Raw genomic sequence first — 26,144 nt, 5'->3', positions numbered from 1 at the left:
CAGGTCCTCGTGCCGGCCGAGGGCCAGCTCCAGCCGCACCCGCTCCTCGACGGCGCGCAGCCGGTTCTCCTCCAGACGGCGGGCCGAGGACTCCATGTCGGGGGAAGGGTCAGGCGGCCCGGTCGGCGGCCAGCTGCGCCGCCAACGCCGGAATGCCGAGCGCCTGTTCCTGCTGCGGCGTGGCCTGGTACAGCAGGTTGCTCAGCTGGTAGGGGTCGCCCGCCAGGTCGTAGTACTCGCGGAACTTCACCTCGCCGGTGCCGGACACCGTGCCGTTGGCGTCGGTGTGCAGCGCGTAGTACTCGGTGTACTGCTTGTCGGCGGCCACGTAGGAGGACCAGGTGGGCGGGCCGCCCGCCGCCGTGCCCTGCTTCCACCACTCCACCAGCAGGTGGTTCCGGCTGTAGGGGGTGAGCAGCGAGTGACCGTCCTGCGGGGTGTCGGGGGTGATGCCGGCGGCGTCCAGGATGGTCGGGGCGACGTCGATGTTGGCGACGATCCGGTGGTCGGTGGTTCCCGCGCCGAGGCCGCCGGCCGGCCAGGAGAGGTAGAACGGCACCTCGTGCGCCGGGGAGTAGGGCACGGACTTCTTGAGCCAGCCGTGGTCGGCCCAGGTGTAGCCGTTGTCACCGAGGTAGATGACCAGGGTGTTGTCCAGCTGGCCGAGCGCCACCAGCTTGTCGTGGATCGCCTGCACCGCGTCGTCCACGGAGAGCAGGGTGCGCAGCTGGCGGGTGCGCAGCGCCTGGGCGTCGGCGAGCGTGGCGGTGGCGTTCTGGATGTAGCCGGGCTTGTCGCTGCGGTCGGCCTCGGGCACCGAAGGGCGCCCGTTCCACGGCGGGACGACGGTGTCGGCGTACTTGGCGGCGGGGACGTTGGGCTCGTGCGAGGCGTACGGGGTGACGTAGGCGAACCAGGGGCGGGAGTCGGTGGCGGCCTTGTCGAGGAACGCCAGGGTGCGGTTCTTGATGATGTTGGTGGTGTAGCCGGTGAGGGTCTGGACGTCGCCGTTGATGTTCCAGTTGGCGTTGTTGTACGCGGGCTGGAGCAGCGCCCACTCCTCGAAGTGCGGCGGGTTGTCCGCCAGGGTCCAGGAGTTGAGGTACTTGCCGAACAGCCCGGTGCGGTAGCCGGCCTGCTTGAGGTAGCGCTGGACGGTGGTGTGCTGGTCCAGGCTGTGCGAGGCGCCGTTGTTGCGCACGCCGTGGTTGTGGGCGTAGCGGCCGGAGAACACCGAGGACCGCGAGGGCGCGCAGAGCGGCGTGGTGACGTGGCCGTCGGTGAAGCGGACGCCGTGGCCGGCGATCCAGTCCACGATCTGCGGGGTGGCCCACTCGGTGTGCTTGGGCTGGTCGTCGGTGACGATCAGCAGGATGTTGGGCCGGGTGGCCCCGGCCGCGGCGGCCGGGCTCGCGGCCGCGAGCTGGAGCGCCGCCGGGGCCGCGGCGGTGGCGGCCACGGCCGCGGCGCCGGCCAGGAAGCCGCGCCGGCCGACCCGGGGCGAACCGTTCGTTTCCGAATCGTCGATCTCGCTCATGAATTCCCTCCATGCTTTTCGGTGATTCCACGGGCGGCCTCGCGGGGAAATCCCGCGGGCGGCGCCGGAATCATTCACGGGGAAAGCGGCCCACCGGTCCGCACGACGTCCGCGCCCGCACCCCGGACAGCATTCACGGGCACGGCGACTCACCGGGGTTCCGCTGTGAAGGAACCGGGGCACCTCACCGACCTGCACGAACAGTGCGGGTGCGAGTCACCCCGAGGAGGTCCGACGCGCTGCGGCAGGCCCCGTCCACCCGTCCGGGGACCGCCGCCGGTTCACGCCGGAACGGCCGTACAGAGCGCGCTCGCGAGCCGTCCGAAATCGACGTGCCGGCGAGCAGCCAGGAACTCTCCAGCTGCCATGCGAGCGACTGTAGAAGTTCCCGGCGAACACTGGCAATACCCGGGCGCTTTTGTTTCCGCACCGTTTCGGATTTCCGGCCGCAGGTTTCCCCTCGTCAACAACCGGGCGCCGCGCCTATCCTTCGGCCGTGATCACTTCGACCGAACCGATACGGCTCGTCATCTTCGACTGCGACGGCGTCCTGGTGGACAGCGAGCGGATCGCGGCCCGCGTCCAGACCGCGCTGGGCGCCGAACTCGGCTGGCCGCTGACCGAGGAGGAGGTGGTGGAGCGCTTCATCGGCCGTTCGATGGCGTCGATCGACGAGCAGATCGCCGCCCGGCTCGGCCGGGAGACCGCCGAGCGGTGGTGGGCGGAGTTCGTGCGGCGCCACGCCGAGGAGGTGGACGCGGGCCTGGAGCCCGTGGACGGCCTGCCCGAGGCGCTCGCCGCGATCGCCCTGCCGACCTGCGTCGCCTCCAGCGGCTCGCACGAGAAGATGGCGCACACCCTGGGCCGCACCGGCCTGTTCGACCGCTTCGCCGGACGCATCTTCAGTGCCACCGAGGTCGCCCGCGGCAAGCCCGCGCCCGACCTCTTCCTGCACGCCGCCCGCCGGATGGGCGTGCCGCCGGCCGCCTGCGCCGTCGTCGAGGACAGCGCGCCCGGCGTGCAGGCCGCGCGCGCCGCGGGCATGCGCGCGTTCGGCTACGCCGGGGGCCTGACCCCCGCCGCCCGCCTCACCGGCCCGGGCACCGTCGTCTTCGAGGACATGCGCGAACTCCCGGCCCTGCTCGCGGCGCACGGAGCCGCCCGCTGAACCGCCCGCGGCTCACGCCACGCCGTCGTACAGCTCCTCGACCAGCCGGGTGACGGCCTCCGGTTCGCGCAGGGTCGGGTAGTGGTCGGAGGCGGTGAGCCGCACCAGCCGGCAGCCGGGGATCCGGGCCGCCATCCGCTCGTTGAACTCCACGACCACCGGCCGGTCCAGCTCCCCCAGGGCCAGCACGGTGGGCGCGGTGATCCCGCCCAGCCGGTCGAAGGCGGCCGGTTCGCTCCGCAGGTAGCCGATGTTGGCGAACCAGGCCGGCAGCACGGCCCTCATGTGCGCGGCGCCGACCGGGTCGGCCTCGGGGGTGCCGCCGCCGGCCTTCCCCCACAGGCCCAGTCCGAGCCGGACGATGCCCTCCAGGTCGCCGGCCTCGGCCAGCCGGCCCATCTGCCGGGACAGCTCGGCGCCGGTGAGGTCGTGGCCGCTCACCGCGGGGACGAGCAGGACCAGGCCCGCGACCCGCTCCGGGGCCGTCAGGGCCAGGTCGATCGAGGCGGCCCCGCCGTTGCTGTTGCCCACCAGCACCGCCCGTTCCGTCCCGAAGTGGTCGAGGACGGCCACCAGGTCCCGGAGCTGGGAGTACGGGACGGTGGGCGCGGGCGAGCGGCCGTAGCCGCGGCAGTCGTAGCGGATCACCCGGTGCCGCGCGGTGAGCGCGGGCAGGACCGGGTCCCAGATCGTGGAGTCCCCGACCCCCGGATGGACCAGGACCAGCGGCAGCCCGTCCCCGCCGGTGTCCTCCGCCCAGAGCTCGCCGCCCGCCACGGCCACCATGGTCTCCATGCCCCCAGTCTGACGGCCCCGGGCCACGGCACAAGCCCACGGCCCCGCGCTACCGCCGCCCCCGCGACGGTGACACCCGCGCGGGGGCGGAGCGGGCCCCCGACCCCGCCCCGCCGCCGCGCGTCGGGCTCAGCCCGCGAGCAGCGCGGGCAGCTCGGCGACGGACGCCAGCACGTGCGTCGCCCCGTCCGCCCGCAGCCGCTCCTCGCCGTGGGCGCCGGTGAGGACGCCGGCGACGACGGAGGCCCCGGCCCGCGAGCCGGTCAGCATGTCGTAGCCGGTGTCACCGGCCACCGCGATCCGGCTCACCGCGTCGGTCCCGGTGCGCAGCAGCGCGGTGAGCGCGAGGTCGGGGTACGGGCGGCCGCGGCCCGCCTCGGCGGGGCAGAGCGTGAGGTCGGCGATCGACTCCCAGCCGAGGGCGGTGAGGATGCGGTCCTGGGTGGCCCGGGAGAAGCCGGTGGTGAGGACCACCTTGCGGCCCTGGCCGCGGAGTTCGGCGATCGCCTCGGCCGCGCCGGGCAGCGCCTCGCAGTGGCCGGCGTCGACGAGGTCGTGGTAGGCGGCCTCGAAGGCGGTGTTGGCCCGCTGGGCCTTCTCCTCCTCGCCGAACAGGTGGCGGAAGACGGAGATCTTGGACTCGCCCATGGTGGCGCGGACGTGCTCCAGCATCCGGGCGTGCTCGGGGCTGCCGGCCTCGACGCCGAGCGAGCCGGCGGCGGCCTGGAAGGCGCGCTCGACCAGGCCGTCGTCGGCCACGGTGGTGCCGGCCATGTCCAGGACGACCAGGCGGATGTCGTACGGCATGATGTTTCGATTCCTTCGACGGGCTCGGACGGACTTACAGGTTGGCCAGGTCGGCCGTGGTCTCGGCGATGGCGGGCGAGCAGGTCATGCCGCGGCCGCCGGGGCCGGTGACCAGCCAGACGCCGTCGCGCACCCGCTCGCGGTGGACGACCCGGGTGCTGTCGACGCACTGCGCGTACACCCCGGCCCAGCGGCGGCGCACCCGCGGCAGCGGACGGCCGAGCAGTTCCTCGGCCACGCCCACCAGGTGGTCGTACGGGTCCTCGACGACGTCGAAGCCGAAGGGCTGGTCGTACTCGTGGGTGTCGCCGATGGTGAGGCCGCCGTCGCGGCGCTGGACCACCAGCAGCTGCATCCTGTGCCCGGCGGCCACCGGCGGCTGCGGCTGGACCTCGCGCAGGCGGTCCAGGGCGGTACCGGCGAAGGCCGGGTAGTAGCGGAAGGAGTCGCCGTCGGCGACCGAGGTGGTCAGCGGCTCGTCCAGCGGGTCGGTCTGCATCATCTGCAGCCGCACCTTGCGCACCGGGAGTGCGGGCGCCAGCTCGCGGACCAGGCCGCCCAGCCAGGCGCCGGTGCACAGCACCACGAGGTCGCCGGTGTGCACGTCGCCGTGGTCGTCGCGGACGGCGTTCTCGCCGATGACGTCGCGGACCTCGCGGCCGGGCAGGAAGGTGTAGCGGCCGGTGGCGGCCAGGGCGGCGCGCAGCGCGGGCTGGGCGGTGCGCGGCTCGACGGCGGCGTCCCGCTCGCAGTGCAGGGCACCGAGCAGCGTGCCGCGCAGGGCGGGGTTGGCGGCCCGGGTCCGCTCCGGGTCGAGCAGCCGGTAGCCGCGCAGCGCGGCGTCGGGCAGGGTCAGCGCCTGTTCGGCGACCGCGAGTTCCGCCTCGGTGCGGATCGCGGTGAGCGATCCGTTGGCGCGGAAGCCGAGGTCGGGCACCTGTCCGCCGATCCGCTCCCACAGTTCGCGGGCCCGCACCGCGGTGTCCAGCTCCTCGCCCCGGGCCCGGCCGCTGACCCAGACCAGCCCGAAGTTGCGCACCGAGGCGCCGCGCGCCTCGGCCTCGCGCTCCAGGTGGACGACCTCGTGGCCGCGCTCGACGGCCTGCCAGGCGTGCATGGTGCCGAGCACGCCTGCTCCTACGACGATGACTCTCATGCGGCCAGACTGGTGCGGCCAGGTGTCCGAGGGGAGACCGACCGGCGGACCGCAGATGAACCGGCCGATAAGTTGTACAGACAACCTGGTAGCCGGCCGGCCGCCGGGTCAGCGCCGCACCGACGCCCGCAGATAGTGCCGCCGACCGAACCTCGGCTCGTCCACCGCCGTCAGCTCCTCCACCTGGAAGCGGTACAGCGCCGCCGCCCCGCCGCCGGTCAGGAACTGCTCGCGGACCTCCGCGTCCTGCGCGAAGGCGGGGTAGCGCCCCTGGTAGGCGGCCAGCGCCGCCTCCGCCTGGCGCCCCCAGGCCTCGCCCGCGCCGCCGGTCAGCTGCAGGCCGCGCAGCTGCTCGCCGAAGGCCGGCGGCGGCAGGAACACCGTGGCCGCCGCCCGGGCCTCCTCGGCCAGGTGGTGGCTGTGCCGGGTGGCGCGCTCGCTGACGAAGTAGAGGACGAGGTCGTCGTCGTACGCGAAGAAGGCGAGGTTGGCGTGCGGGCCGCGCTCGTGGCCGGCGGTCGCGAGGGTGAGCACCATCGCCTCGGCCAGCAGCCCCTCGACGCCCTTGCCGAGCTCCTCGGCCGGCCAGTCCCCCTGGGTGATGTCGAGTCGGTACGGCATGGACAGCACTTCCCTCCACTGGCACGCCCGGCGCGCGCGGCGCCCTGGCACGACTGAGCCGGGCGGGTACTCCCCTCGGGGGCGGCCGCGCCCGGCTCACATGCTCTCCCCGCCGCCCCGGACGCACAAGGGTTCGGAACGGCGTCCGATCTGCCCGCCCTCGGGCCGGTCAGTCCCGCCCGGCACCGACCGGCCGGCCGGCCGGCGCCGCCACCGACTGCGGACCGGCGCCGAGCAGCGGCCGCAGCGGACCGGTGCGCGCCCGGTCCACCAGCGGCCCGGCCGCACCGGCCACCAGCGCGAGCGGGACGGCCACCGCGAGGCCGACCAGCGCGCCGGCCAGCACGTCGTGCGGGTAGTGCACCCCGACCCAGACCCGGGAGGCGCCCATCAGCACGGCGGCCACCGCGGCGACCGCGCCGATCCGCCGGTCGGCGAACCAGAGCGCGGCGGCGGCCGCGACGGCGATCACCGTGTGGTTGCTCGGGAAGGACCAGTCACCCGGGCCCGGGCAGGCCTCCAGGGTGTCGTGCACCCGCAACTGCGCGCACGGCCGGACCTCCTCCACCAGCCCCTTGATCCCGGAGTTCACCGCGTAGGCGACGAGCACCACCAGCGGCGAGGCCAGCACCCGGGCCATCACCGCCGGACCGGCGCCGCGCGCCCGCCACCAGGCGGCCAGCATCAGCAGCGCGAACACGCCGAGGCCCAGCAGGGTCCACAGCTCGACCAGCCGGTTGAACCAGTGCGGCGCGGCCTCCGCCCAGCCGACCACCAGGCGGTACAGGCCGCCGTCGATGCCGCTGCCGTCGTACACGGCCAGCTCGTGGGGCGTCATCACCGGCCGTCACCGCCGTGACGGCGGGCCCGCCGGGAGCGGAACACTTCGAGAACAATCGGGAGCATGGAGACAACTACTACCAGACCGGCGACAGTCGGCGGATAACCGTCGATACCGTTCACGAAACCGTTCACGAACGGACCGAGGACGGCCCCGGCGAGCGCACCGAGCGCACCGAGCACCCCCGGGGCGGCGGGCGCCGGAGCGGCGAACGACCGGACCATGACCGACGGACCTCCCGTACGTTGGTGGGCGGCACCGCAGGGGCGCGCCCGACTGTCTACAATCGCGTAGACGGTCTACATGACTGTAGACGACATCTGGAGGAAACCCCGCCATGTCCGACGTACCGCCGGCCCGCCGGCCCGCCGGGGAACTGGAGGCCGAGGTGCTCGCCGCCCTCTGGGCCGCGGACCGGCCGCTGACGCCGCAGGACATCCAGGGCGCCCTCGGCACCGGCCTGGCCCGGACCACGGTCGCGACGATCCTCGCCCGGCTGCACGACAAGGGGACGGTGCGCCGCACCCGCGCCGGACGCGGCTACGCCTACACCCCGGCGGTCGCCGACCCCGCCGGTCTCGCCGCCCGCCGGATGCACGCCGAACTCGGCCGGGAGACCGACCGCTCGACCGTGCTCGCCCGGTTCGTCTCCGACCTCTCGGCGGAGGACGAGCGCCTGCTGCGCGACCTGCTCGGCGACGAGGGCGCCGCCCGGTGATCGTCGCGGTCTGGGCCCCGCTGCTGCTGCCCTTCCTCGCCGTCCTGCCCGCCCGCCGGCTCGCCGAGGCGCTGCCGCCGCGCGCCGCCGCCCGGACCCTGGCCGCGACGGCGGCCGTGCTCGCGGGCGGCACGCTCTGCTCGCTGGGCCTGCTCACCGCGGCCGGACTGCTCCGGCTGCCGCCCGTCGCCGCCCTCGGCCACCTCTCCCCGCACTGGCTCGCCGCCGGAACGCCCGGCACCCCGGCGGCGGCCGGGCCGGCCGCCCTGGCGCTCGCCGTCCTCGGGGCGCTCGCGCTGCGCACCGCGCGCCGCCACCGGCGCGACCTGGGCGCCGCCCGCGCAGCCGTCGAGGCCGCCGCCGCCCGCACCGCCGACGGAACCACCGGCGGAACCGTCGCCGAGGCCGCCACCGGGACCGCGGCCCGCCCGCACCGTCCATCAGGCGGCCCGTACGACCAGCATCCGGACACGCGCCCCCCGCGCGCACCCATGCGCCGGGCGCGCACCCCGCTGGCCCAGCGCGCCAGGCAGCTGCTCACCACCCCGCCCGCCCCCGAACTCGCCGTCCTGCCGGACGAACACGCCGACGCCTTCGCCCTGCCCGGCCGTCCCCGCCGCCCCGGCCGGCCCGCCGAACCGGGCCGGATCGTGGTCACCACCGGCATGCTCCGCGCCCTGGACGCCCGCGAACGCGCGGCGCTGCTCGCCCACGAACGCACCCATCTGACCGCCCGCCACCACCTCTTCCTCGCCCTCGCCGCCCACGCGGCCGTCGTCCACCCGGCCTTGCGGGCCCTGCGCGCGCCGCTCGGCTACCACCTCGAACGCTGGGCCGACGAGGCCGCCGCCGCCCGGGTCGGCGACCGCGCGGTGACCGCCCGCGCGGTGGGCCGGGCCGCCCTCGCCGCCGGGCGCTCCCCCTGGCCGGGCCGCCCCCGGCACGCCCCGGCGGCCCACGGCGGACCGGTCCCCCGCCGGGTCGCCGCCCTGCTCCACCCGCGCCCGGCCGGACCGGCCACCACCCACCGGATCGCCGCCCTGGCCCTCACCGCCTGCCTCGCCCTCACCGCCGTGACCAGCCTCGATGCCACCGCCGACCTCCACCGCACCGTCGAGACCGCCCAGCGGCAACCGCCCGCCCGCTGACCCCGGGGCCGGCCCGGCCGGCCCCGAATCGTCGGCGCGGCCACTCTCGTACCGTCTGGTATTCCGAGTTGGCAGACCCCATCCCCAGGAACCGACGGCGCCCGTACGCTTTCGTCAGCGCGTCGGCCCCGGCGCGCCCTCGAACGGCGGCGAGGAGCGACACGAGTGCGGCAGCCCGGACGGCAGACCCGACGACCCGAACGCCGTACTCCGCAGAGCGCGGCCGAACTGGCCAGGATCCACGAGCGCGCCCTCGCCGAGGCCGCCGCCCGCAGCGCCAACCGGGACACCGCCCCCGACGACCCGCCCTTCCTCCAGCCCCGCCCCGAGATCGGCGACTCCTGGGAGCGGTTGCGCCGCATCGGCCTCGACCCGGACGCCGGCGCCACCACCGTCCACCTCGGCCCCGCCGAGATCGAGCACCGCCGGCAGGCCAGCGGCCTCGACCCGCTGCTGCCCATCCTGCGCGACACCCTGGTCGAGCAGACCGACCAGCCCCCGCTGATCCTCGCGATCACCGACTCCGACGGCCACATCCTCTGGCAGGAGGGCGAACGCGGCCTGCGCCGCAGCGCCGAGCGGATCGGTTTCCTCACCGGCGCCCGCTGGGTGGAGGAGCGCGTCGGCACCAACGGCATAGCCGCCGCGCTGCGCGCCCAGCGCCCGATGCACGTCCACTCCGCCGAGCACTACCTGCGCAGCCACCACTCCTGGACCTGCGTCGCCGCCCCCGTGCACGACCCCGGCACCGGCCGGCTGATCGGCGCGATCAACCTCAGCGGCCCGGCCCACTCGGTGCGCCCCTACCTGCTCCAGCTGACCGCCACCGCCGCCAAGCTCGCCGAGACCGAGCTGCGCGCCCGCCGCCTGGAGTCCCTGCACCACCTGCGCACCCTGGCCGCCCCGATGCTGGCCCGGGTGAACGGCCCCGCCCTGGTCGTCGACGCGGCCGGCTGGACGGCGGCCGCGGCGGGACTGCCGCCGCCGGCCCGGCTGCGGCTGCCCGCCGAGGGCTGGGGCTCGGCCGCCGTGCACTGGCTGCCCAGCCTGGGCGAGTGCGTGATCGAGCCGCTCGCCGACGGCTGGCTGGTGCGGCCGGTCCGCCCGCAGGACACCGCCCCGTCCGCCCCGTCCGGGGACACCGCGGGCGGCCCCGGCGCCGGGCTGCTCGCCGAACAGGCCGAGGGGGCCGGGCTCCGGCTGGACCTGCGCCGCGCGGGCGGCCCCGAACTGTCGGTGCACGGCGCGGCCGGCAGCTGGTCGCACGCGCTCAGCCCGCGCCACGCGGAACTGCTGCTGCTGCTCGCCACCGAGCGCAACGGCCTCAGCGCGGCGCAGCTGGCCGACGCGCTGTTCGGGGACCCGGCCCGGACGGTGACGGTGCGGGCCGAGCTGTCCCGGCTGCGCCGCTACCTGGGCGGCCTGCTGGCCCACCGGCCGTATCGTTTCGCCGAGTCGCTGCTGGTCACCGTGCTCGGCCCGGAGGACCCGTACGACCTGCTGCCGACCTCCTCGGCGCCGGCCGTGCGCAGGCTGCGCGCGGGGCTGGTCGGCGGGACGGTCCGGCTGCCCGGCACTCCGCCGTTACCCGGCCCGCGACCCCCGGCCGACGGGTCGGTGCCGCCGCGCTCCCGGACCGGCCGCGTCCCGCTGCCGCCCCCTTAGGACCGCCTTCGAACCCCGCCCGGCGGACGGCATCCGACATCCGGCGGACGGCATCCGGCGTCCGGCTCAGCGCCCGCCGCCGCCGAGCAGTTCGGTCAGCTGGGCGTCGGTCGGCCCGTGGGCCCGCTCGGCCGACTCCGACACCAGTGCGTACGTCCGGTCCAGCCAGTCCTGGACCTTCGGCCTGGGCGCCTCCAGCAGGGCACTGCCGTGCGGCGACTCGAGCGCCAGGTGCAACGTCGAGCCGTGGCACGGGCAGTACGCCGGCCACAGCTTGACGTCGCCCTGGCCGCTCAACGAGCGGAGGCCGTCGCGCAGCAGTTCGCGCGAGAACACCCAGTCGGCCTCGTCCGGCCGCCCCAGGTGGAACGTCAGCAGCACCTCGTACGGGCGCGCGGAGTCGAACCGGAACCGCGTACGGACCTCTCCGACCACCTCCTCGCCCAGCGAGATCCGCAGGGTCAGCACCTCCTCCACCGCCGCCGGAGCGGCGGTGGAGCCTGCCTCATCGCCGCCCGTGGGGGTAGCGGCGAGGGGGGCACTGGAGGGTGCTGGCAGCGGGTCGGGCGGCATGACGGTCTCTCCGGGACGGCGTGGAATGTCCACCAGCGTGCTCCGCCGCGCGCGGGTCGGGCAAGGGTTGCAAAGAGGTTGCAATAACCCCCGCGGCGCCCCCTGATCCCTTACCGGTCTTGTCAGACGGACCGTCAACTTCCGCTGGTCAAAGGGTTGTCCACGGATTGGATCAATTCCGTCCGAGCACTGGCCTCCGCCCCGGGGCCCGCTGCTAGGCTCGTCCCCCTGCCGGCGCACGCCCGCGCGCGCGTCCGGTCGGACTCCGCACGCGCGCCCCCGCAACCACCCGGCCGGACCGTGCCCGAACGAACCGCGGACGACGTTTCCGACCGGACCGGACCAGCCGGTACCACCTCGGACCGTTTCCGACCGGATCCGACGGGACCGGACCGAACGCGCCGGTCACGCCGGGGACTCCGGCGGCCGTCCGCCCGGTCCGGCGGCACCGGCACCGCCGTCGGCACGTGGGACAATGCGACGACCGAAACGGCGACTTCAGGGGAGGGAGGGGTCAGGTGACTCTGTCCGACGACACCGGGCAGGACGCGCCGTACGCGCACGACCGGTACCGCACGCGCCACGGCCGGCACGGCCGTCCCGGGCCGTTCGGCGGCCGCCTGCGGCTGCCCACCCTGCGGTTCTCCGGCGCCGCGATGGCGATGTCCACCGTCGTCGGCATCAGCATCGCCACCACCTTCCTGCTCAACGAGCAGCAGGGCGTGGGCCGCCGGGCCGGGGTCGCCCGGGTCGGCTCCAGCCCGCCGCCCAGCCCGGCCGGCTCCCCCGACGCCGCCTCCGGCACGGGTACCGGCACCGGCACGACCTCCGGCACCGGGACCGCGTCCGGCGCGGAGGCCACCGGCCCCGACGCGGCGGCGGGCCGCCGCCCGGCCACGCCCGGGCCCGGCACCCGCGCGCCCGACGCCGTGCCAGGTCAGCGCTCCTCCAGCCCGGCCGTGCCCCGCACCGGCGGCTCCCCGCCCACCGTGCCGCTGGCCGAGGGCCCGGCGCCCCGACACGGCGTCACCGGCGGCCCCGCCGCGGAGCCGCCCGGCACCGGCGGCGACCCGCAGGCGCTCTCCGGCGGCCGGCCGAACCGCCCGCAGTCCGCCGAGGAGCAGCTCGCGACCGGCGCCGCCGACACCGGCGCCCAGACCGCCCGCCGGCCCGCCGAGGACGCGGCGCCGCCCGCGGCCTCCCCGTCGCCGTCCGCCTCCACCCCCGCGCCCTCCCCCTCGCCGTCCGTGCCCCGGCCGTTCGTCCCCGCCCCGGGCGCCCCCGGCACACCCACGCCGTCGCCGCGCGAGTGGACCGGCGGCACCCTCGGCACCACCGCCGACGCCGACGCGAAGGCCGACCCGTCGGGCGACGGCGCCGGCCGGCCCGCCGGCGGCGCGGACGAGGCCGACGCGAAGGCCGACCCGTCGGGCGACGGCGCCGGCCGGCCCGCCGGCGGCGCGGACGAGGCCGACGACCAGGCGCTCGCCGGCGCGGCCGTCGTCCAGTCGCTCGGCCGCGACGGCACCCGGCACGTCCTCGCGCTGACCGTCACCGAACCGCTCACCGCGCTGCAGACCGAGTTCCGCCTCGCCCCCGGCACGGCGGCCCCCGGCGCCGGAACCGCCTGGACGGACCTCGCCGGCGCCGTGGTCACCGCCCACCAGGACCACGGCGCGGCGGTCTACCGCTTCACCACCCCGCCCGGCACGGACGTCCGCCCCGGCCGCTACACCTTCAGCGTGCGCGGCACCCGCCCGCCCGCCGGTGCGGCCGCCCGCCCGGCGACCGCCGGCCACCGCACGCCCCAGTCCTGGAGCGCGAGCGCCTTCGGCATCGGCCGTCCGCGCGCCGTCGCCGCCCTCGGCACCTTCGCCGCACCGGCGGCAGCACCGACAGCCGCACCGGCACCCGCACCGCGCGCCACCGCCCCGGCCGGCTGACCGCCACGCCGCGTCCCGCACAGCCCCACCCCGGTCCGACAAGCCGACAATGCGACAGGTCAGCGCCCGGTTCGGGCGCATCCGGCCCGGCTCGTTCGTTACTGTGGTCGCCAGCCGGCACAGCCGCCCCACCCTAGGGGCAGGCGCCGCACCACCGCATTCCAGGAGGAGTTCGTGTCCACGGTCCTGACCCAGGGCGGAAACGCCCCGCTGACCGCCGCGCGGGTGACCGTCGAGGTCACCTCACCCAAGGCGCTGGATGTCTCGGGCCTGCTGCTGACCGACGCCGGCAAGGTCCGCTCGGACGACGACTTCGTCTTCTACAACGCCCCGAACGGACCCGGCGTGACCCACCGCCCGGCCTCCCCCGGGACGCCCGACGCGATCACCGTCGACACCGCCGCCGTCCCGGCCGGGATCACCAAGATCGTGGTGACCGCCAGCCCCGACGAGGCCGGCGCCACCTTCGCGGGCATCGAGCCGACCGCGACCGTCCGGGACGCCGCCACCGGCGAGGTGCTGGTCACCTTCACCCCGCCGCCGCTCGGCCGGGAGACCGCGCTGATCGTGGTCGAGGTCTACCAGCGCAACGGCGCCTGGAAGGTCCGCGCGGTCGGCCAGGGCTACGACAACGGCCTGGCCGGCATCGCCACCGACTTCGGCGTCAGCGTCGACGACCAGCCGGCCGCCGCCCCGGCCCCGGTCCCCGCCGCGGCGCCCGTCGCGCCCCCGGCCCCGGTCACCCCGGCCCCGGTCACCCCGCCGCCGGCGCCCGCCGCCCCGGTCGACCCCCGGGTCGCGATGGCCTCCGCCCCGCCGATGCCGCAGAGCGCGCCCCCGATGCCGCCCGCTCCCCCGGCCCCGCCGGCCGCCGCCCCGTCCTTCACCAAGGTCACCCTGGACAAGGGCCGGGTCAGCCTCACCAAGGGCGGCTCGGTCTCGCTGGAGAAGAACGGCAAGCCGTTCCTGTCCGCCGTCCGGATGGGCCTGGGCTGGGAGCCCGCCGGACGCGGCCGCAACATCGACCTCGACGCCTCCTGCCTCGCCTTCGACGCCAAGCGCGAGAAGCTGGACACCGCCTGGTTCATGAAGCTGGGCATCTTCAACGGCGCCATCGCCCACTCCGGCGACAACCTGACCGGCGAGGGCGGCGGTGACGACGAGTCGATCACCGTCCACCTCGACGGCCTGCCGGCCGAGGTCTGCGGCCTGGTCTTCGTCGTGAACTCCTTCTCCGGCCAGAAGTTCACCGAGGTCAAGAACGCCTACTGCCGCCTGGTGGACGCCGCCACCAACCAGGAGCTGGTCCGCTTCGACCTCACCCACTCCGAGTCGCGCACCGGCGTGGTGATGTGCAAGCTGGTCCGCCAGTACTCGGGCGAGTGGGTGATGACCGCGATCGGCGAGTACGTCGACGCCAAGACCGCCCGCGCCATGGTCAAGCCGGCCGCCTCGATGCTCTGACCCGCTCCCGCCGGCGCCCCCCGACGCACCGTCGGGGGGCGCCGGCGTCCCGGCTCACTCCTCGATCGCCCCGCCGACCTGCCGCAGGTGCTGCCGGAAGCTGTACGCCGGGTCGGCGGCGCGGCGCTCCAGGTACGCGTCGAAGGCGGTCTGCCGGCGCAGCGTGTCGCCCGCCCGGATCCGCTCCGCCTGCGCGCGCTCGGTGCGGGCGATGCCGGCCGCCGCCTCCAGCACCTCGTCCAGCCGGTCGCCGGGCACGAACAGCACGCCGTCCGCGTCCGCGAACACCACGTCCCCGGTGCCCACCAGGTGCGGTCCGAACCGGGCACTGGCCAGCGCCTCCGGCTCCCGCCCGTCCAGCCGCAGCGGACCGAGCGGCAGGCTGCCGTAGCTGAACACCGGCAGCCCGATCTCCACCAGCTCCGGGGTGTCCCGGTGCAGCCCCCACACCACCACCCCGGCGGCCCCCGCGGCCCGCGCCTCCAGCACGGCGAGGTCCCCGACGCACGCCTCGTCGGTCCGCCCGCCGTTGTCGATCACCACGACGTCCCCGGGCTCGGCCGCCCCGTACGCCTCCAGGAACACGTCCACGCTCCCGTAGTGCCGCACCGGCAGCACCCGCCCGGCGACCCGGCTCCCCGCCAGCACCGCCCGCACCCCCGCCGGCGCCGCCCGCGGCGCCACCCCCACCCGCACGCACGCGTCCGCCACCAACGGCGTCGACAACTCCGCGAACCGCTTCACCACCATGCCAACTCCCACCGCCGAAAGCCCAGTTCACCAGCGAACCGAGCCTACGCCGCCCAGCGCCTCACACCGTCGGGTGAAAAACCACCGCGCACGGCATAAGTCCGCCGAACCCGGCACTAGCGTGACGTTCATCTGAAGGATGGGCATCATGAGTGCTGTGGCGCATGAGAAACCGATCGCGGACTCCCCGTCGCAGGAGGACATCCTGCTGGAGAGCTTCCTGAGCCTGCACTCCCCCGAAGGCTTCCGGGCCGAGCTCATCGAGGGAGAGATCAGCGTGGCACCACCGCCGGACGGCGATCACGAGGACTACGTCGGGCTGCTCATCGACCAGACGAGCCGTCTTTCCAAGGTCCGGATGCAAGTGGCGGGCACCAAAGGCCTCCGGTTGGTCAGCGGTGGGCTCTGCCCGAAGAACCACGTCATCCCCGACGCGACATTCGCGCCCATGGATCTCCGCCTCTTCCGAGGCGCCCCGTCCTGGATGGAACCGAACGGTGTGGCCATGGTGGCGGAGGTGACGTCCACCAAGCCCGACCAGGATCGGATCGCCAAGCGCCACTGCTACGCGCGCGCTGCGATCCCGCTGTATCTGCTGATCGATCGGGAGAAATCGCAGGTCAGCCTCTTCTCGAACCCCAAGCGCGACGAGTACACCGAGGTGCGCCTGGCCGCCTTCGGTGAGCCACTCCACCTCCCCGCCCCGTTCGAATTCGAGCTCGACACCAAGCCCTTCCTCTAGGACCGGAACGCACGGCGGCCCGCGCCCTCCGGAGGGAGGGCGCGGGCCGCCGTGTGCTCGTACGCGTCAGCCGCGGGTGGCCATGGCGCGCAGGAAGAAGGTGAGGTTGGCCGGGCGCTCGGCGAGGCGGCGCATGAAGTAGCCGTACCACTCCTGGCCGTACGGGAGGTACACGCGCATGGTGTTGCCCTCGTCGGCGAGGCGCAGCTGCTCCTCGGGGCGGATGCCGAAGAGCATCTGGTACTCGAAGGAGTCGCGCGTGCGGCCGTTCCACTGGGCCAGCTGGCCGGCGATCTTGATCATGTTGGGGTCGTGCGAGGCGATCATCGGGTAGCCCTCGCCGGCCATCAGCACCTTGAGCGCGCGGACGTACGCGAGGTCGACCTCGTGCTTGCCCTGGAAGGCGACCGACTCGGGCTCCTTGTAGGCGCCCTTGCACAGGCGCACGCGCGAGCCGGCACCGGAGAACTCGCGGCAGTCGGCCTCGGTGCGGCGCAGGTAGGCCTGCAGGACGACGCCCAGCCAGGGGAAGTCCTCGCGCAGCTCGCGCGCGATGGCCAGGGTGGAGTCGGTGGTGGTGTGGTCCTCCATGTCGAGGGTCACCGTGGTGCCGGCGTCGGCGGCGGCCTCGCAGATGCGGCGGGCGTTCTCCAGCGCGATCTTCTCGCCGTCCACCGGGAGGAACTGGCCGACGGCCGAGAGCTTGACCGAGACCTCGGCGCCGGCGGCCAGGCCGGTCTCCTTGAGCGCCTTGAGCAGGTGCTCGTAGGCCTCGGCGGTGCCGGCGGCCTGGGCGGCGTCCTGGGTGTCCTCGCCGAGGTGGTCCAGGGTGACCTTGCGGCCGGTGGCGACCAGGTCGTCGCAGGCGGTGACGGCGTCGTCGAGGGCCTCGCCGGCGACGAACCGCTCGACTATCGCGTGGGTCGGCGGGAACTTCTCGACGACGGTGCGGACCTGCGAGGACCGGGAAGCCGCGAGGAGGGCGGAACGGAGCATCGTGACTCCTGGAGCTGGTGCTTCTAAGGGTGGCAGAAAGTACGGGCGGCGGACCGAGGGGGGGTGGCCGGTCCGCCGCCCGTGGGACGCGGCCGGCTGCGGGACCGGGGGCGTCAGGGACCAAGTCGTCCGGGGCACTCAGCCCATGTGCGGGTAGCGGTAGTCCGTCGGCGGGACGAAGGTCTCCTTGACCGAGCGGGTCGAGGTCCACCGCGCCAGGTTCTGCTTGGCACCGGCCTTGTCGTTGGTGCCCGAGGCCCGGCCGCCGCCGAACGGCTGCTGGCCGACGACCGCACCGGTCGGCTTGTCGTTGATGTAGAAGTTGCCGGCCGCGTTGCGCAGCTTGAGCATCGCGTGCTGGACGGCCTCGCGGTCCTGGGCGATGATCGCGCCGGTCAGGCCGTAGGCCGACACCGACTCCATCTGCGCCAGCATCTCGTCGTACTTCTCGTCCTCGTAGACGTACACGGCCAGGATCGGGCCGAAGTACTCGTCCTTGAAGTACTCGCTCGCCGGGTCCTCGCAGACCAGGACGGTCGGGCGGACGAAGTAGCCGACCGAGTCGTCGTAGGTGCCGCCGGCCAGGACCTCGACCTGCGGGTCGGCCTGGGCGCGGTCGATGGCGGCCTTGTTCTTGGCGAACGAGCGGTCGTCGATGACGGCCGACATGAAGTTCGACAGGTCGGTGACGTCGCCCATGGTGAGGCCCTCGACCTCGTCGCGGAACTCGTCCTTCAGCTCGGCCCAGATCGAGGCCGGGACGTAGGCGCGGGACAGGGCGGAGCACTTCTGGCCCTGGAACTCGAAGGCGCCGCGGGTCATCGCGGTCTTCAGCACGGCCTTGTCGGCGGACGGGTGGGCGACCAGGAAGTCCTTGCCGCCGGTCTCGCCGACGATCCGCGGGTAGGTGCGGTAGCCGGAGATGTTGTTGCCGACCTCGCGCCACAGGTGCTGGAAGGTGGCGGTGGAGCCGGTGAAGTGGATGCCGGCGAGCGCCGGGTGCTTCAGCGCGACGGCGGAGACGTCCAGGCCGTCGCCGGTCACCATGTTGATGACGCCCTTGGGCAGGCCGGCCTCCTCCAGCAGCTGCATCAGCAGGTGCGCGGAGAACTGCTGGGTCGGCGAGGGCTTCCACAGCACCACGTTGCCCATCAGCGCCGGGGCGGTCGGCAGGTTGCCGGCGATGGCGGTGAAGTTGAACGGGGTGATCGCGTAGACGAAGCCCTCCAGCGGGCGGTGGTCGCTGCGGTTCCACACGCCGTCCGAGGAGACCGGCTGCTCGGCCATGATCTGGCGGGCGAAGTGCACGTTGAAGCGCAGGAAGTCGACCAGCTCGCAGGGAGTGTCGATCTCGGCCTGCTGCGCGGTCTTGGACTGGCCGAGCATGGTGGCGGCGGCCAGGGTCTCGCGCCAGGGGCCGGCCAGCAGGTCGGCGGCGCGCAGGAAGATCGCGGCGCGGGAGTCGAAGGAGAGCGCCTGCCAGGCCGGGGCCGCGGCCAGGGCAGTGTCGATGGCCTCCTGCGCGTCCGCCTGGGTGGCGTTGCGCAGGGTGCCGAGCCTCGCCGCGTGGTTGTGCGGCTGGACGACGTGGAACTCGGTGCCGCCGCCCATCCGGCGCTCACCGTTGATCGTCATGGTCAGCTGGACCGGCTCCTGGCCGCCCAGCTCCTTCAGCTTGGCCTCCAGACGGGCCCGTTCCGGGCTGCCCGGGGCGTAGCTGTGGACCGGCTCGTTCACCGGCGCGGGGACCTGGGTCACAGCGTCCATAGAGCGCACGCTCTCCTTCGTTTCTTGCGGGGGGATGCCGGCGCGGGTCGCACGCCGGCCACATGACGAACGCTATTCCTGCACCGGGGCCCGCTTGATTGGCCGGACGGCTAAAATCATCCGGACGGCGTTGTCCGCCTGGATGAAGATTCGGGCACCAGCCCTCCGGACGCCCCCGAGGAGGCCCGTATGACCACCCCCGGCCTCCCGCTCCGGCAGCTGCTGATGTCCCTGGGCGAGCCGCTCGTCGAGCTCCAGGCCGCGCCGCACGGGCTGGACGTCCCGGTCCGCGACGTCGCCATCCTCGACCCCGAGGACCCGCCGACCGCCGCCCCCGGCGAGCTCGTGCTCGCCATCGGCGCCCGCGGCCGCGCCGCGCTCCCGGCGCTGCGGGCCGCCGGCCGGGCCGGGGCCGCCGCGGTGGCCGTCAAGCTGGACGCCCCCGGGCAGGCCGACGCGCTGCGCGAGTCGGCCACCGAGGCGGGCGTGGCGCTGCTCTCGGTGCGCCGGGAGACCCGCTGGGAGCACCTGGACTCGCTCGCCCGCGCGATCATCGCCGGGCCCGACGCACCGGACACGCCCGGCACCGCCGAGCACAACGCCGGCGACCTCTTCTCGCTCGCCCAGACCGTCGCCGTCCTCACCAACGGCATCGTCTCGATCGAGGACACCTCCAGCCGGGTGCTCGCCTACTCCCGCTCCTCCGACTCCGACGAGGTCGACGACCTGCGCCGGCTGTCCATCCTCGGCTGGCAGGGCCCCGAGCCGTACCTGTCCAAGCTCCGCGAGTGGGGCGTCTTCCAGCACCTGCGCAGCTCGGACACCGCCATCGCGGTCGACCCGCACCCGGAGCTGGGGCTGCGCCGCCGGCTGGCGATCGGCATCCGGGCCGGCGCGCAGCCGCTGGGCACCATCTGGGTGCAGGAGGGCGCCCAGCCGCTCGCGCCGCTGGCCGAGCAGGCGCTGGTCGGCGCGGCCCGGGTGGCCGCCGCCCAGCTGGTGCGCCGGCGCCGGGAGCTGTCCGCGGACGTCCGGCTGACCCAGACCCTGCTCACCGGCCTGCTGGAGGGCTCCACCGGCCCGCAGTCGCTGGCCACCCACCTCGGCCTGGACCTGCGCCGCCCGGCCACCGTGCTGGCGTACAGCGCGGGCACCACCGAGCAGCTGACCCGGGCCGAGGTGACCGGCCTGATCTCGGTGCACACGGCGGCCCGGCACCGCGCCGCGCTGCTCGCACCGATCGAGTCCCGGGTCTACGTCCTGCTGCCCGAGCTGCCCGCCAACCTGCCGATGGCCACCGTGCGCGGCTGGGCGCAGGAGGTGGTCGAGGCGGCCCGGGACCACCTGAGCGTCCCGCTGCGCGCCGCGATCGGCTCGACGGTGGACGGCCTCGCCCTGGTGCCCGAGTCACGCGCCCAGGCGGACCGGATCCTGGACGCGATGGGCCGCGGCGGGGTGGAGCTGGAGGTCGCGGCGCTGATCGACGTCCAGGCCGAGGTGCTGGTCAGCGAGATCCTGGCGCTGCTCCAGGAGCGCGGCGGCCTGCGCGACCCGCGGCTCACCGCGCTCGCCGAGTACGACCGGCGGCACGGCACCCGGCTCGCCGAGTCGGTGCTGGCCTGGCTGGACGCGCTCGGCGAGGTCCGGGTCGCGGCGGACGCCCTGCACATCCACCCGAACACCCTGCGCTACCGGGTCCGCCGGGCCGAGCAGCTGACCGGCATCGACCTCGCCCAGCCGCAGCAGCGGCTGCTCGCCATGCTGCAGCTGCGGCTGCCCGCCGAGCCCTGAGCCCCGGCACGCGACAGGCGCCCGGGCACGCGGAAGGGGCCCGCTCCGAGGAACGGGCCCCTTCCGGTGATCAGGCTCAGGCGCCGTAGCCCTGGCCGCGCTTGTGCTCGTTCAGGCGGTGCCACGGGCCGGTGATGGCCAGCTGGATGCCCGGGGTCTGGATGTTGGCGAAGAGGGTCTTGCCGTCGTCCGAGAAGGTGACGCCGGTGAACTCGCTGAACTCGGGCTTCTCGGCGGTGCCGATGTTGAGCTCGTTGCGGGCGATCGGGAAGGTCAGGCCCTCGTCGGTGGCGCCGAACAGGTGCGAGACGCCCTCGCCGTCCTCGGCGATCACGATGCCGCCGTAGGGCGAGACGGTGATGTTGTCCGGGCCGTCGAAGTTGTCGTGGTCGCCCCAGACGTCGGTGTTGACGCCCAGCAGGACCTTCAGGGTGATGGTGCGGCGGGTCGGGTTGTAGAACCAGACCTGGCCGTCGTGGGCGGCGCCGGGGCTCTCCGCGCGGGCGTAGCTGGAGACGAAGTAGAAGCCGCCGTCACCCCACCACATGCCCTCCAGCTTGCGGGCGCGGGTGACCTCGCCGTCCTTGAACTGCTTGCGGATGGAGACGGTCCTGGCGTCGCGGTCCTGGACCTTGACCCAGTCCACGCCGTAGGTGGTGCCGACCTTGGTGGCGCGCGACAGGTCGTCGATGAACTTGCCCTGGGCGTCGAAGACCTTGAAGGCCTCGAACACGCCGGCGTCGGCGGCCAGCTTGCGCAGCTTGTAGCGGCCGTGCTTGAAGCCGGCCTCCGGGGTCCAGCGGAACAGCAGGCCGTTGGGGTTGGAGGCGTCCTCGGTCAGGTAGACGTGGCCGCGCTTCGGGTCGACGACGACGGCCTCGTGGGCGAAGCGGCCGAAGGCCTTCACCGGCTGCGGGTCGCGGTTGTAGTCGTCGTCGAACGGGTCGACCTCGAAGACGTAGCCGTGGTCCTTGGTGAAGCCGTTCTTGCCGGCCTTGTCCTCGGTCTCCTCGCCGGACAGCCAGGTGCCCCACGGGGTGATGCCACCGGCGCAGTTGGTGGCGGTGCCGGCGATGCCGACCCACTGCTCGACCTTGCCGTTGGCCTTGGCGTGCACGATGGTGCAGCCGCCGGCCGCGCCCGGGTCGTAGACGTGGCCCTCGGTCAGCGGGACCGGGTTCGGCCAGTTGGCGCGGGCGCCGGACAGCTCGTGGTTGACGACCAGCAGGTTGCCGCCGCGCTCGTCCTCGAACGCCGAGGTGCCGTCGTGGTTGCTCGGGGTGAACTCGCCGGTGCGCAGCTTGCTGACGCCGGCGCGGTTCAGGACCTTGTACTTGAAGCCCTTGGGCAGGGCCAGCAGGCCCTCCGGGTCGGCGACCAGCTGGCCGTAGCCGACGGCGACGCGCTCGGCCGCGGCGGCCTCGGCGACCGGAGCCTCGCCACCGGCCGGGGCGGCGATCGCACCCGGCGCGGTGGCCAGGGCCTCGGCGCTGCCGGCGATCAGAACGCCGGCCCCGACGAGGGTGGAACGGTTGACGAAGTCCCGGCGGGACAGCGACATGGCAGTCACTCCTGAGGGGTGGGCCGCCGACCGGGGCGGAGCCCGGTGCGTGGCATGAGAGGTGTCGAGGCTGGTCGTCGACGCCCAGCAGACTCTGCCCGCCCGGTGAACGCCGAGTGAAGCGGACACCTCGTCCGAGTGGTCATTGGCCGACCTTATGCGAACCCATGACACATCTTTTGCCTGGTCACCACAGGTCACACCGCCGGTGGGGCCACCGTCACCCTCCGTTCGGCCCACCCGAGGCCACCGCCGGCCGGCGTCACGCCCCCGGCGCCCGGCCGCCGGCTCACCGTCCGGCGCGCGCCGCCCGCCACTGCTCCCAGGCCGCCAGCCACAGCTGCTCGCCCATCCCGTGCTCCCCGCGCTCCCCGCGCCGGACCTGCTGCCAGGCGCGCTGCGCCGGCAGGCTCGCCACCTCGCTGGCGAACACCGTGTACCGGATCGACTCCTCCACCGCGGCGTCGCCCTCCGGCGTGCCCACCACCCAGTGCGTCAGCTGGGAGAGCCGGCAGAGTTGTTCGACCATCGAGGCCACCGCCTCGGCCGCCTCCGCCCTGGTCTCCGAGGCGAGCCGCATCTGCTGGCGCACCGCCGCCTCCCGGCGCAGCGCCTCCGCCTCCGCACGTGCCCCGCGGGGCGGCCGGAGCGGGCGGCCGGAGCGCAGCCGCGCCTCCAGGGCGGCGGCCCCGCTGATGCCGTGCGCGATCACCGCCCGGTGCGCCTCCAGTCCGGAGACCGGGGCGAGTTCGCGCTGCTCCACCGGCAGGTACCGGCCCCGGCGGACGGCCAGCTCGCGCAGCAGCTCGGTACGGCCGCCCAGGCAGCGCTCGTGGTCGCGGATCCGCACCAGCTCGACGCCGCCCGGCGACACCCCGCGCCCGCAGACCGTGACGGTCAGCCCGTCCACCCGGAACCGGCCCGCCCAGACCGGCTCGCCGCCGCTGACCGGACAGCCGGGCAGCGCCGCGCCGGACCACAGGCCGCGCCGGTCCTCGTGCACCTCCACCGCGCGGGTCTCGCCGTCGACGGTGATCCACTCGCGCAGCGCCCTGACCCGGCCGGGCGTGTCGCCCTCGTCGACGCCGAGCTGCTCGTAGACCCGGTCGCGCTCGTCCTCGACGACGTCCTCCAGCTCGGGCAGCGGCTCGAACCGGTCGGCGCCGGGCCGGTGGGTGCGCACGGTGACGTAGGGGCCCTGCGGCGAGGCCCAGTCGCCGAAGCCGACCTCGATCCAGCCGGGCGCGGCCCACCCGGCCTCCGCTCCCGTTCCGGCCGGCGGCCCGGCGACCGCCGCGCCGGCGCCGTCCGACCCGTAGCCGACCAGCGCGCCGCCGCCCAGGCCCGGCACGGGGGCGACGCCGTACACCGGGAAGTCGGCCGCGGCGAGGGTGCGGCGGGCGAGTCCCTCCTGAACGGCGAGGAACTCCTCCAGGTCTCCGGCCGGGTACTCCTCCGGGGGGCCGTCCGGGTGCTCCCCCGGGCGGTCGTACGGCTCCGGGTGCACCGTCCCCGCACCGTCCCCGTACCGGCCGTCCCGGCCCGCTCCGCTCGCCCGCGTCATCCCGCGCCGCACCCCCTGCACTCGCCGTCCTCGCCGTGCCCTCGGCACCCGGGCAACGATACGTGGCCCGAACTGCCGGGTCATCAAGCCCTTTGCCCGACGGGCCGATCGGCCGCCCCACCGGACGGCCCCGCCCGGGGCGCCGTTGTCGGTCGCGCTCCCTACGCTGGCGGGCATGACAGCGACCACGCCCTTCCCCGCCCGGCTCAGCATCGTCACCCTCGGGGTGGCCGACCTCGACCGCAGCGCCCGCTTCTACGAGGCGCTGGGCTGGCACCGCTCGGCCGCCTCCAGCCCGGAGATCGTCTGGTTCCGCACCGCCGACTCGGTGCTCGGCCTCTTCCCGCACGACGCGCTGGCCGCCGACGCGGGCGTGCCGTCCGCCGGCGAACCGGCGTTCCGCGGCGTCACCCTCGCCGTGAACCTGGAGTCCCCGGCCCTGGTGGACGCCGCCCTGGAGACGGCGGTGGCGGCCGGCGCCGTCGTGGTCAGGCCGCCGGGTGCGACCGACTGGGGCGGCTACTCCGGGTACTTCGAGGACCCGGACGGCCACCTCTGGGAGCTGGCCCACAACCCGTTCTTCGCCTTCACCGAGGACGGCTCGCTCGACCTCCCGCAGTAACGGGCGTCGCTGGGCGCGGGGCGGCGGCTCAGCCCTGGGAACGGGCCTTGAACGCCGCCTTGCGGGCCTCCTTGGCCACCGCCCGGTCCGGGTGCAGCTCGCCGACCGCCTCCAGCACGTCCGCCGTGTACGGGTGCTCGACCCGCCACAGCTCGCCGAAGTAGCCCACCGGGTCGTCCGTCACCGGCAGCTCGGCGACCAGGTCGCGCAGCTGGTCCGGATCGCCGCCGGTGTCCAGCAGCTGGGCCGCGAAGGCGTCCACCACCGTCCACAGCGCCATCGCCCGGTCCGGCACCGGCACGTCCGCCGCGCCGAGCGCGACCAGCCAGGCCCGCGCGCCGCCGCCCAGCTCCGGGTCGTCCAGCACCTCGCGGACGGACGGCTCGGCGGACGCGCCGAGCAGGGTCAGCGCCGAGTGGCAGAGCAGCCGCCGCATCGGGGCGTACGCGTCGCTGCCGCGCGCCGCCGCCAGCAGCTCGCGCGCCGCCGCCACCGGCTCCCGGTCGGCGACCCAGACCTTCAGCTCCTCCTCGGGCAGCACGTTGGCGGCCTCGCTGACCCCGCGCAGCAGCTCGGCGGCGTCGCCCCGGGCCAGGTCCCCGACCAGCGGCGCGTCGTAGCCGTCCTCCAGCAGCCACTGCCGGATCCCGTACTGGCCCAGCGGGGTGAGCCGGACCAGCCCGAACCGGGCGGACTCCGCCTCGTCCAGCTCGGCCGGCTCGGCCTGCGCCGGCCGCTCGTCCTCCCCTTCCTCCTCCTCGTCGAAGAGCTCCGGGTCGATCGGACGGTACTCCAGCACGCCCAGCTCGGCGAGGTCGGCGAGCATCGGGTCCAGGGCGACCATCACATCGGTGATGTCGCCGAGCAGCTCGTCGCTCGGCTCCTCGCCCTCCGGGACCACCAGCAGCGCCGCCAGCACGCCCAGCGGCACCGTCTCGTTGCCCGGCTCGGCGAAGGCGGTGGTCTCGTACAGCACCTGCAGCGCCTCGTCGAGCAGCTCGGCGGCCTCGTCGCGGGCGTCCTCGACCTCGTTCAGGCCGTCGACGTCCTCTTCCTCCGCCTGCTCCCCGGCCTCCGCCTCCAGCTCCTGGGAGTCCGCCTCCACCGCCAGCTCGCGGACGATCCCGGCGGCCGTCAGCCACAGCTCCAGGACGGTCTCGGGGTCCCCCTCCTCGGCCGGCTCCAGGTCCGGACCGGGGATCGCGACGTGCTCGCCGGCCGCCGTGGTGCCGATCTCGACCAGGTCCAGGTCGCAGGCCAGCGACCAGGCGCGCATCGCCTCGACCACCGCCTCCTCCGGCGCGTCCCCCTCCTCGGGGGCCAGGCCCAGCAGCCGGGCGGCCGGGGCCCGGTCCGGGCCGGTGAGGTCGCCGAACTCGTCCACCGCGCGGTGCGGCGCCGTCCAGCGGGCCAGCTTCAGCGCCCACCCGAACATCGGGACGGCCTTCGCCCGATCGGCCAGCTCCGGCTCGGACGGCAGGACGACCGGCGGCACCAGCACGGCCGCGTCGTCCAGGTCGTCGTCGTCCAGCCCGTGCGCGGCGAACGCCCCGTACAGATCCTGCAGCTCCAGGTCGGCGGGCAGCACCGCGCCCTCGCCCGGCCCACCCGCCGGGGTGTCGGCGTTCCTACGACGTCGTGCGGCCATCGTTGCGCGTTCTCCCTACGCCGAGCGGTCAGCCGGTCCGGCCGCGGGGATCATCACCTCCGCGTCACCGGTCCACCACCTCAGCGTATAGGCCGGGCACCCCGGACGCCCGGCCTCCAGGGGCGCGCGACGCGACCGTGCGCCCACCCCTTATCCTTCGAAGTCGGTACCGCGCACAACCCCGCGCGCGCCGACGGGCAACGTAGCCCCCCTCTCAGCTCACCCGCTCCACCAGGGAGCCCGCACCGAGGCCACCACCACAGCGCC

The 26,144-nt window shown here is 75.0% G+C and carries 23 protein-coding genes and 1 pseudogene; 9 read left to right on the top strand and 15 right to left on the bottom strand.

Translation table 11 applies throughout. The features are described from left to right. Together ABT093_RS23875 and ABT093_RS23870 are read right to left on the bottom strand one after the other, a co-directional pair. Nucleotides 1-114, bottom strand: a pseudogene (locus ABT093_RS23875) (BTAD domain-containing putative transcriptional regulator); the annotation flags it as partial. After that, complete coding sequence (locus ABT093_RS23870) at nucleotides 110-1,537, bottom strand: sulfatase family protein (protein WP_350567622.1); 1,428 nt, start codon at nucleotides 1,535-1,537, stop codon at nucleotides 110-112. The pseudogene ABT093_RS23875 and the gene ABT093_RS23870, both read right to left, overlap by 5 nt. A 496-nt stretch (nucleotides 1,538-2,033) precedes the next feature. On the opposite strand from ABT093_RS23870, the gene ABT093_RS23865 reads away from it, so the two are divergent. Continuing rightward, nucleotides 2,034-2,705, top strand: a complete 672-nt coding sequence (locus tag ABT093_RS23865; protein ID WP_350567620.1) for an HAD family hydrolase — start codon at nucleotides 2,034-2,036, stop codon at nucleotides 2,703-2,705. Between the two features lie 12 nt (nucleotides 2,706-2,717). Here ABT093_RS23865 and ABT093_RS23860 read toward each other — a convergent pair whose 3' ends face one another. From ABT093_RS23860 to ABT093_RS23835, 6 genes are all read right to left on the bottom strand, one after another. Next, nucleotides 2,718-3,500, bottom strand: coding sequence for an alpha/beta fold hydrolase (locus tag ABT093_RS23860; protein WP_350567618.1), 783 nt, complete (start codon nucleotides 3,498-3,500; stop codon nucleotides 2,718-2,720). A gap of 129 nt (nucleotides 3,501-3,629) precedes the next feature. Further along, entirely contained in the window at nucleotides 3,630-4,307 is a 678-nt protein-coding gene (locus ABT093_RS23855) for a phosphonatase-like hydrolase (protein WP_350567615.1), read from the bottom strand. A 34-nt stretch (nucleotides 4,308-4,341) separates the two neighbouring features. Next, nucleotides 4,342-5,463 carry a TIGR03364 family FAD-dependent oxidoreductase gene (locus ABT093_RS23850; protein ID WP_350567612.1) on the bottom strand — a complete coding sequence of 374 codons (1,122 nt, stop codon included), beginning with the start codon at nucleotides 5,461-5,463 and terminating at the stop codon, nucleotides 4,342-4,344. A gap of 108 nt (nucleotides 5,464-5,571) precedes the next feature. After that, nucleotides 5,572-6,084: a pyridoxamine 5'-phosphate oxidase family protein gene (locus tag ABT093_RS23845; RefSeq protein ID WP_350567609.1), complete on the bottom strand. Its 513-nt coding sequence runs from the start codon at nucleotides 6,082-6,084 to the stop codon at nucleotides 5,572-5,574. Nucleotides 6,085-6,253: 169 nt separating this feature from the next. Next, nucleotides 6,254-6,922: a phosphatase PAP2 family protein gene (locus ABT093_RS23840; protein WP_350567606.1), complete on the bottom strand. Its 669-nt coding sequence runs from the start codon at nucleotides 6,920-6,922 to the stop codon at nucleotides 6,254-6,256. Continuing rightward, nucleotides 6,922-7,149, bottom strand: a complete 228-nt coding sequence (locus ABT093_RS23835) for a hypothetical protein (protein ID WP_350567603.1) — start codon at nucleotides 7,147-7,149, stop codon at nucleotides 6,922-6,924. Before ABT093_RS23835 ends, ABT093_RS23840 begins: the two co-directional genes overlap by 1 nt. Before the next feature lie 113 nt (nucleotides 7,150-7,262). Here ABT093_RS23835 and ABT093_RS23830 point away from each other — a divergent pair, with 113 nt between their 5' ends. The 3 genes from ABT093_RS23830 to ABT093_RS23820 all read left to right on the top strand — a co-directional run bounded on the left by ABT093_RS23830 (nucleotide 7,263) and on the right by ABT093_RS23820 (nucleotide 10,456). Continuing rightward, entirely contained in the window at nucleotides 7,263-7,643 is a 381-nt protein-coding gene (locus ABT093_RS23830) for a BlaI/MecI/CopY family transcriptional regulator (protein ID WP_350567601.1), read from the top strand. Next, entirely contained in the window at nucleotides 7,640-8,791 is a 1,152-nt protein-coding gene (locus ABT093_RS23825; protein ID WP_350567598.1) for a M48 family metalloprotease, read from the top strand. Before ABT093_RS23830 ends, ABT093_RS23825 begins: the two co-directional genes overlap by 4 nt. A gap of 165 nt (nucleotides 8,792-8,956) precedes the next feature. Further along, on the top strand, nucleotides 8,957-10,456 hold the full coding sequence (locus ABT093_RS23820; RefSeq protein ID WP_350567595.1) for a GAF domain-containing protein: 1,500 nt from the start codon (nucleotides 8,957-8,959) through the stop codon (nucleotides 10,454-10,456). A 66-nt stretch (nucleotides 10,457-10,522) separates the two neighbouring features. On the opposite strand, the gene ABT093_RS23815 is transcribed toward ABT093_RS23820, so the two are convergent. Next, nucleotides 10,523-11,029: an SsgA family sporulation/cell division regulator gene (locus ABT093_RS23815; protein WP_350567594.1), complete on the bottom strand. Its 507-nt coding sequence runs from the start codon at nucleotides 11,027-11,029 to the stop codon at nucleotides 10,523-10,525. A 518-nt stretch (nucleotides 11,030-11,547) separates the two neighbouring features. Here ABT093_RS23815 and ABT093_RS23810 point away from each other — a divergent pair. Both ABT093_RS23810 and ABT093_RS23805 read left to right on the top strand, forming a co-directional pair. Further along, the gene (locus ABT093_RS23810) at nucleotides 11,548-12,972 is read left to right on the top strand and encodes a hypothetical protein (RefSeq protein WP_350567592.1); all 1,425 of its coding nucleotides are present in this window, start codon (nucleotides 11,548-11,550) and stop codon (nucleotides 12,970-12,972) included. 186 nt (nucleotides 12,973-13,158) lie between these two features. Further along, a complete protein-coding gene (locus ABT093_RS23805; RefSeq protein WP_350567650.1) occupies nucleotides 13,159-14,436 on the top strand; it encodes a TerD family protein in 1,278 nt (425 codons plus the stop codon). Nucleotides 14,437-14,490: 54 nt separating this feature from the next. Here the strand turns inward: ABT093_RS23805 and ABT093_RS23800 are convergent, their stop codons facing one another. Further along, nucleotides 14,491-15,186 (bottom strand): RraA family protein, encoded by a 696-nt coding sequence (locus tag ABT093_RS23800; RefSeq protein WP_502884298.1) that lies wholly within the window; start codon nucleotides 15,184-15,186, stop codon nucleotides 14,491-14,493. Nucleotides 15,187-15,334: 148 nt separating this feature from the next. Here ABT093_RS23800 and ABT093_RS23795 point away from each other — a divergent pair, with 148 nt between their 5' ends. After that, nucleotides 15,335-15,928 carry a Uma2 family endonuclease gene (locus ABT093_RS23795; RefSeq protein WP_350567590.1) on the top strand — a complete coding sequence of 198 codons (594 nt, stop codon included), beginning with the start codon at nucleotides 15,335-15,337 and terminating at the stop codon, nucleotides 15,926-15,928. Between the two features lie 66 nt (nucleotides 15,929-15,994). Here the strand turns inward: ABT093_RS23795 and ABT093_RS23790 are convergent, their stop codons facing one another. Next, nucleotides 15,995-16,924 carry a proline dehydrogenase family protein gene (locus ABT093_RS23790; protein ID WP_350567587.1) on the bottom strand — a complete coding sequence of 310 codons (930 nt, stop codon included), beginning with the start codon at nucleotides 16,922-16,924 and terminating at the stop codon, nucleotides 15,995-15,997. Nucleotides 16,925-17,062: 138 nt separating this feature from the next. Continuing rightward, complete coding sequence (pruA, locus tag ABT093_RS23785) at nucleotides 17,063-18,691, bottom strand: L-glutamate gamma-semialdehyde dehydrogenase (protein WP_350567585.1); 1,629 nt, start codon at nucleotides 18,689-18,691, stop codon at nucleotides 17,063-17,065. 189 nt (nucleotides 18,692-18,880) lie between these two features. Between pruA and ABT093_RS23780 the strand changes: the two genes are divergently transcribed. Continuing rightward, nucleotides 18,881-20,482, top strand: coding sequence for a PucR family transcriptional regulator (locus ABT093_RS23780; protein ID WP_350567582.1), 1,602 nt, complete (start codon nucleotides 18,881-18,883; stop codon nucleotides 20,480-20,482). A gap of 76 nt (nucleotides 20,483-20,558) precedes the next feature. On the opposite strand, the gene ABT093_RS23775 is transcribed toward ABT093_RS23780, so the two are convergent. Both ABT093_RS23775 and ABT093_RS23770 read right to left on the bottom strand, forming a co-directional pair. After that, nucleotides 20,559-22,043 (bottom strand): alkaline phosphatase PhoX, encoded by a 1,485-nt coding sequence (locus ABT093_RS23775; RefSeq protein ID WP_350567580.1) that lies wholly within the window; start codon nucleotides 22,041-22,043, stop codon nucleotides 20,559-20,561. A 289-nt stretch (nucleotides 22,044-22,332) separates the two neighbouring features. Next, nucleotides 22,333-23,607: a hypothetical protein gene (locus ABT093_RS23770; protein WP_350567578.1), complete on the bottom strand. Its 1,275-nt coding sequence runs from the start codon at nucleotides 23,605-23,607 to the stop codon at nucleotides 22,333-22,335. A 175-nt stretch (nucleotides 23,608-23,782) separates the two neighbouring features. Between ABT093_RS23770 and ABT093_RS23765 the strand changes: the two genes are divergently transcribed. Beyond that, the gene (locus ABT093_RS23765) at nucleotides 23,783-24,229 is read left to right on the top strand and encodes a VOC family protein (protein WP_350567575.1); all 447 of its coding nucleotides are present in this window, start codon (nucleotides 23,783-23,785) and stop codon (nucleotides 24,227-24,229) included. A 28-nt stretch (nucleotides 24,230-24,257) separates the two neighbouring features. On the opposite strand, the gene ABT093_RS23760 is transcribed toward ABT093_RS23765, so the two are convergent. Then, a complete protein-coding gene (locus ABT093_RS23760; RefSeq protein WP_350567573.1) occupies nucleotides 24,258-25,877 on the bottom strand; it encodes a hypothetical protein in 1,620 nt (539 codons plus the stop codon). Nucleotides 25,878-26,144 lie beyond the last annotated feature (267 nt).

This window comes from Kitasatospora sp. NPDC002551, from assembly GCF_040296005.1.
Lineage (GTDB): Bacteria > Actinomycetota > Actinomycetes > Streptomycetales > Streptomycetaceae > Kitasatospora.
The sequence above is the reverse complement of the archived record's forward strand: the minus strand, read 5'-3'. Positions and strand labels throughout refer to the sequence as shown.

Coding starts and splice junctions, on each gene's coding strand:
- ABT093_RS23870 (WP_350567622.1), bottom strand. CDS start 1,537: ATGAGCGAGATCGACGATTCGGAAACGAACGGTTCGCCCCGGGTCGGC.
- ABT093_RS23860 (WP_350567618.1), bottom strand. CDS start 3,500: ATGGAGACCATGGTGGCCGTGGCGGGCGGCGAGCTCTGGGCGGAGGAC.
- ABT093_RS23855 (WP_350567615.1), bottom strand. CDS start 4,307: ATGCCGTACGACATCCGCCTGGTCGTCCTGGACATGGCCGGCACCACC.
- ABT093_RS23850 (WP_350567612.1), bottom strand. CDS start 5,463: ATGAGAGTCATCGTCGTAGGAGCAGGCGTGCTCGGCACCATGCACGCC.
- ABT093_RS23845 (WP_350567609.1), bottom strand. CDS start 6,084: ATGCCGTACCGACTCGACATCACCCAGGGGGACTGGCCGGCCGAGGAG.
- ABT093_RS23840 (WP_350567606.1), bottom strand. CDS start 6,922: ATGACGCCCCACGAGCTGGCCGTGTACGACGGCAGCGGCATCGACGGC.
- ABT093_RS23835 (WP_350567603.1), bottom strand. CDS start 7,149: ATGGTCCGGTCGTTCGCCGCTCCGGCGCCCGCCGCCCCGGGGGTGCTC.
- ABT093_RS23830 (WP_350567601.1), top strand. CDS start 7,263: ATGTCCGACGTACCGCCGGCCCGCCGGCCCGCCGGGGAACTGGAGGCC.
- ABT093_RS23815 (WP_350567594.1), bottom strand. CDS start 11,029: ATGCCGCCCGACCCGCTGCCAGCACCCTCCAGTGCCCCCCTCGCCGCT.
- ABT093_RS23800 (WP_502884298.1), bottom strand. CDS start 15,186: ATGGTGGTGAAGCGGTTCGCGGAGTTGTCGACGCCGTTGGTGGCGGAC.
- ABT093_RS23795 (WP_350567590.1), top strand. CDS start 15,335: ATGAGTGCTGTGGCGCATGAGAAACCGATCGCGGACTCCCCGTCGCAG.
- ABT093_RS23790 (WP_350567587.1), bottom strand. CDS start 16,924: ATGCTCCGTTCCGCCCTCCTCGCGGCTTCCCGGTCCTCGCAGGTCCGC.
- pruA (WP_350567585.1), bottom strand. CDS start 18,691: ATGGACGCTGTGACCCAGGTCCCCGCGCCGGTGAACGAGCCGGTCCAC.
- ABT093_RS23780 (WP_350567582.1), top strand. CDS start 18,881: ATGACCACCCCCGGCCTCCCGCTCCGGCAGCTGCTGATGTCCCTGGGC.
- ABT093_RS23775 (WP_350567580.1), bottom strand. CDS start 22,043: ATGTCGCTGTCCCGCCGGGACTTCGTCAACCGTTCCACCCTCGTCGGG.
- ABT093_RS23770 (WP_350567578.1), bottom strand. CDS start 23,607: ATGACGCGGGCGAGCGGAGCGGGCCGGGACGGCCGGTACGGGGACGGT.
- ABT093_RS23765 (WP_350567575.1), top strand. CDS start 23,783: ATGACAGCGACCACGCCCTTCCCCGCCCGGCTCAGCATCGTCACCCTC.
- ABT093_RS23760 (WP_350567573.1), bottom strand. CDS start 25,877: ATGGCCGCACGACGTCGTAGGAACGCCGACACCCCGGCGGGTGGGCCG.